Genomic DNA, 4,306 nt, shown 5'->3' on the forward strand with positions numbered 1-4,306 from the left:
TGCACGCTCAAAAAGAAGCCCTTTTTATGACTAAGATTAAAAACATTGCGATTATTGCTCACGTTGACCACGGTAAGACTACATTGGTTGACAAAATTATGTATCACTGTAACCTCTTTCGCAGCAACGAAAACACCGGTGATCTCATTCTTGACAATAATGATTTAGAACGTGAACGTGGTATCACCATCACTTCAAAAAATGTCTCTGTTGTTTACAAAGACAAAAAAATTAATATCATTGATACTCCCGGTCACGCCGATTTTGGAGGTGAAGTAGAACGTGTTCTGAATATGGCAGATGGTGTTTTACTTTTAGTAGATGCTTTTGAAGGTCCTATGCCTCAAACACGTTTTGTATTGCAAAAGGCACTTGATTTAGGTTTGAAACCGTGTGTAGTTATCAATAAAGTAGATAAAGAAAACTGTACCCCTGATGAGGTACACGAAGCTGTTTTTGATTTGATGTTTGAACTGGGTGCAGAAGAATGGCAATTGGACTTCCCTTCAGTGTATGGTTCGGCTAAAAACAACTGGATGAGTGAAGACTGGAAAAAACCAACTCAAAACATTGAGCCATTACTCGATATGGTTATTGAGCACATTCCATCCCCAAAAATTGAAGAAGGAACTGTCCAGATGCTAATCACTTCACTGGATTTCTCTTCATTTACCGGAAGAATCGCTATTGGCCGTCTGCAACGAGGTACTTTAAAAGAAGGAATGCCCATATCACTCGTTAAGAGAGACGGAAGTAAAGTTAAAACAAGAATAAAAGAATTACACACCTTTGAAGGTCTGGGAAGAAAAAAAGTAACCGAAGTTTTTGCAGGTGATATTTGTGCCCTTGTTGGACTTGAAGGTTTTGATATTGGTGATACCGTAGCCGATTTTGAAAATCCGGAGGGATTAAAAACCATTGCTATTGATGAACCCACAATGAGTATGTTGTTTACCATTAACGACTCTCCCTTCTTTGGAAAAGACGGGAAGTTTGTGACATCAAGACACATCAAGGAGCGTTTGGAACGCGAATTGGAAAAGAACTTAGCGCTGCGCATGCAACCCACAGACAGTGCCGATAAGTTTATGGTTTTTGGCCGTGGGGTTTTACACTTATCCGTTTTAATAGAAACAATGCGTCGTGAGGGCTATGAAGTGCAAATTGGTCAACCACAGGTAATCATCAAAGAAATTGACGGTGTAAAATGTGAGCCTGTTGAAGAATTAACCATTGATTTACCCGAAGAAGTTTCTGGTAGGGCCATCGATATGGTAACAATCAGAAAAGGCGAAATGTTAAGTATGGAAGGCAAAGGCGAGCGTATGATTTGTAAGTTCCAGATACCCTCGAGAGGCATTATCGGATTGAGAAACCAGTTGTTAACTGCCACTGCAGGTGAAGCCATTATGACACATCGCTTTTTAGAATACCAACCGTTTAAGGGTGGTATTCCGGAGCGTCAAAACGGTTCGTTGATTTCAATGGAAAATGGAAAAGCAATTCCTTATTCTATTGACAAATTACAGGACCGTGGAAAATTCTTTGTTGACCCGGGTGAAGAAATCTATGAAGGTCAGGTGATTGGTGAAAATTCGCGTGGTGATGATATGGTCGTAAATATTACCAAAACCAAAAAGCTTTCAAACGTTCGTTCTTCCGGAGCAGACGATAAGGCAAAAATAGTGCCTGCGGTAAAATTTTCACTGGAAGAAGCCTTAGAATATATTCAGAAGGATGAATATGTTGAGGTAACCCCAAAAAATCTCAGGCTACGAAAAGTTTACCTGAAAGAAGTAGATCGCAAGCGATTTAAAATAGAATAAACTTTAAAAACTAATTCAAACACCTTTTTTGTATGAATACACTAAAGGTGTTTTTTTATATTTTTATGGAAAACGATTTTTTTTCAATTACAGAACTTATAGGGTATCTTGCCTCATTATTGTTAATCGTTTCTTTTTTAATGCGTAATATCAAGACGCTTCGTCTGATCAATTCACTGGGATGTATTGCGTTTATTATTTATGGTTTTATGCTACAGATCTCCTGGCCCATAATTATTACTAATGCCTTTATTGTAGGGACAAACATTTATTACTTGTTTATTAAAAGGGCAGTTTAAAAAAACGAAGTTTAAATTTTTTAAGTAGCTTTCAAATACGTTTTTCAAAAACCTAATTTTCATTTCTTTTCTTTCTTCACATACTTTAGCACCAGAAAATTCTGAGGATTAATCCCCAGTCCTGAAATAGTATTCCTTACAAACCGCACCGCTTCATCATAAAAAAGGGGCACTATGGGTGCGTCTTGAATCATTATGGAATCCATTTGTTTATAAATTTTTTTGCGTTGGCTGATGTCTACCAATTTGTTTGAATATTCATACAAACTGTCATAAGTTTTATTTTGGTAAAACGTGTAATTAGGTCCTGAAGGGGTGTGATTGGGACTGTAAAACAGTGAAAGGTAACTTTCAGCATCCGGATAATCGGCAATCCAGCTGGAGCGAAAGGCATCCAAAGAACCGTCAGCACGTGCTTGTCTGATTGCTGAAGACGGCATTACATCTATTGTGGTTTGTATTCCAATTTTTTCAAACTCTCGCTGTAGGTATTCAAAAATATCTTGATAATTGCTGTCAGTGGTAAGAACCAGACTTGGATTTTGGTCGCCGGTTTCTTTTTTGTATTCTTCAAGTAATTGGGAGGCTTTTTCCGGATTGTAGCTGTAGCCTTCAATGTCATCATTTCCGGGTAGTCCTTTGGGTATGATTCCGTTGGTACCCACTGAGCCAATTCCATTTCTCAGGTAAGTGATGATTGCATTTCGGTCAAAACTATAGTTTAGGGCCTTTCTGAAAAGTGGTGATTGCAGCGCCTTGTTTTTATCTGATTTATTTTGAAGAGCGATAAATTCAGTATTCAGGTATGGGCCTTTTATCATATAAACATCATTGTTGTAAGTAGGTTTCAATGTTCCATTTGAAGTCAACAATTCATCTTTATAGGAAGCATCCAAGCCGGAAATAAAATCCAGCTTACCCTGGGCAAATTGTAAAAACTCACTTTGTTTGTCGGGCAAAAATGTAATTGCCACAGCTTCCAGGTAGGGCAGTGGATTCCCATCTTTATCAGTTTCAAAATAGGCAGTGTTTTTTCTTAATACCAGTTTAATGTTTTCTTCCCAGAGTTTGAAGTAAAACGGCCCGGTTCCAATGGGATTTGACCGAAAATTGTTTCCATAATGTTCTACCACTTCTTTTGGAACCACAGAGCAATACCGCATAGCCAACAAGCCCATGAACGGGGGAAAGGAATGTTTAAGCTGAATTTCAAAAACCGTGTCATTGACCGCATAGTAGTTTTCAACATTTTGTAATACCCAGCTTCCGGGTGATGCAACACTCGGGTCTTTTAGGCGGTCGAAGCTATACACAAAATCGTTTGCTATGACTCTTCGGGTTGAATCTTTTCCAAGCAATTTGTGTTTGTGAAACCAAACATCAGTGTTCAGGTAGAATGTATAGGTGCGGGTAGAGTCGTTGATTTCCCATCGTTTGGCGATATCCGGTTGGATATTAAGACTGTCATCGAGTTGTACCAGGCCATTGAATAATTGATTGGTAGCCCAAATGTTTGAAGCATTTCGTGCAAATGCAGGGTCTAAGGATGCAATGTTTTGATGCTCATTGTACCTAAAGACCAGGTGGTCTTTGTTTTTATTGCCCGACTCTTTACAAGAAATATTAAAAAAACTAAGACTTATGACTATCATAAACGATAAAAAACTATAATTAATTCTCATAAGCCTGTCTTCTTAAGTGGGTTGTCAGTTATTGTATCTCTGAAAAAATCCGTATTTTTGCCGCCCTGCAACTTTTCAAAAATACAAGAATGAACGATAGAAAAAAAGTCGCATTTTACACTTTAGGTTGTAAATTAAATTTTTCAGAAACTTCTACGATAGCAAGAGGCTTTACTGATGAAGGTTTTGACAGGGTAGCATTTGAGGATGAGGCAGATATCTATGTAATAAATACCTGTTCTGTTACTGAAAATGCCGACAAACGCTTTAAGACCATTGTCAAAAAAACCCAGAAGGTCAATCCGGATGCTTTTGTTGCAGCCGTGGGTTGCTATGCGCAGCTCAAACCTGAAGAACTTGCATCAGTTGATGGGGTGGATTTGGTGTTAGGTGCCAGGGAGAAGTTTAAACTAACCGATTACCTCAATGATTTATCCAAAAATGATTTTGGAGAAGTGCATAGTTGTGAAATTGAAGCAACTGATTTTTATGTGGGTGC

The 4,306-nt window shown here is 38.2% G+C and carries 2 protein-coding genes and 1 pseudogene; 2 read left to right on the forward strand and 1 reads right to left on the reverse strand.

Annotation, left to right across the window (positions count from 1 at the left end; translation table 11 throughout):
• Window positions 1-26: 26 nt before the first annotated feature.
• Window positions 27-1,826 carry a translational GTPase TypA gene (typA, locus tag AACY61_RS09515; protein WP_339611340.1) on the forward strand — a complete coding sequence of 600 codons (1,800 nt, stop codon included), beginning with the start codon at window positions 27-29 and terminating at the stop codon, window positions 1,824-1,826.
• Window positions 1,827-2,184: 358 nt separating this feature from the next.
• Here typA and AACY61_RS09520 read toward each other — a convergent pair whose 3' ends face one another.
• The gene (locus AACY61_RS09520) at window positions 2,185-3,807 is read right to left on the reverse strand and encodes an ABC transporter substrate-binding protein (RefSeq protein ID WP_339611339.1); all 1,623 of its coding nucleotides are present in this window, start codon (window positions 3,805-3,807) and stop codon (window positions 2,185-2,187) included.
• An 89-nt stretch (window positions 3,808-3,896) separates the two neighbouring features.
• Between AACY61_RS09520 and AACY61_RS09525 the strand changes: the two are divergent.
• A pseudogene (locus tag AACY61_RS09525) lies at window positions 3,897-4,306 on the forward strand (tRNA (N(6)-L-threonylcarbamoyladenosine(37)-C(2))-methylthiotransferase MtaB); the annotation flags it as partial.

It is taken from the genome of uncultured Planktosalinus sp. (assembly GCF_963973675.1).
Lineage (GTDB): Bacteria > Bacteroidota > Bacteroidia > Flavobacteriales > Flavobacteriaceae > Planktosalinus.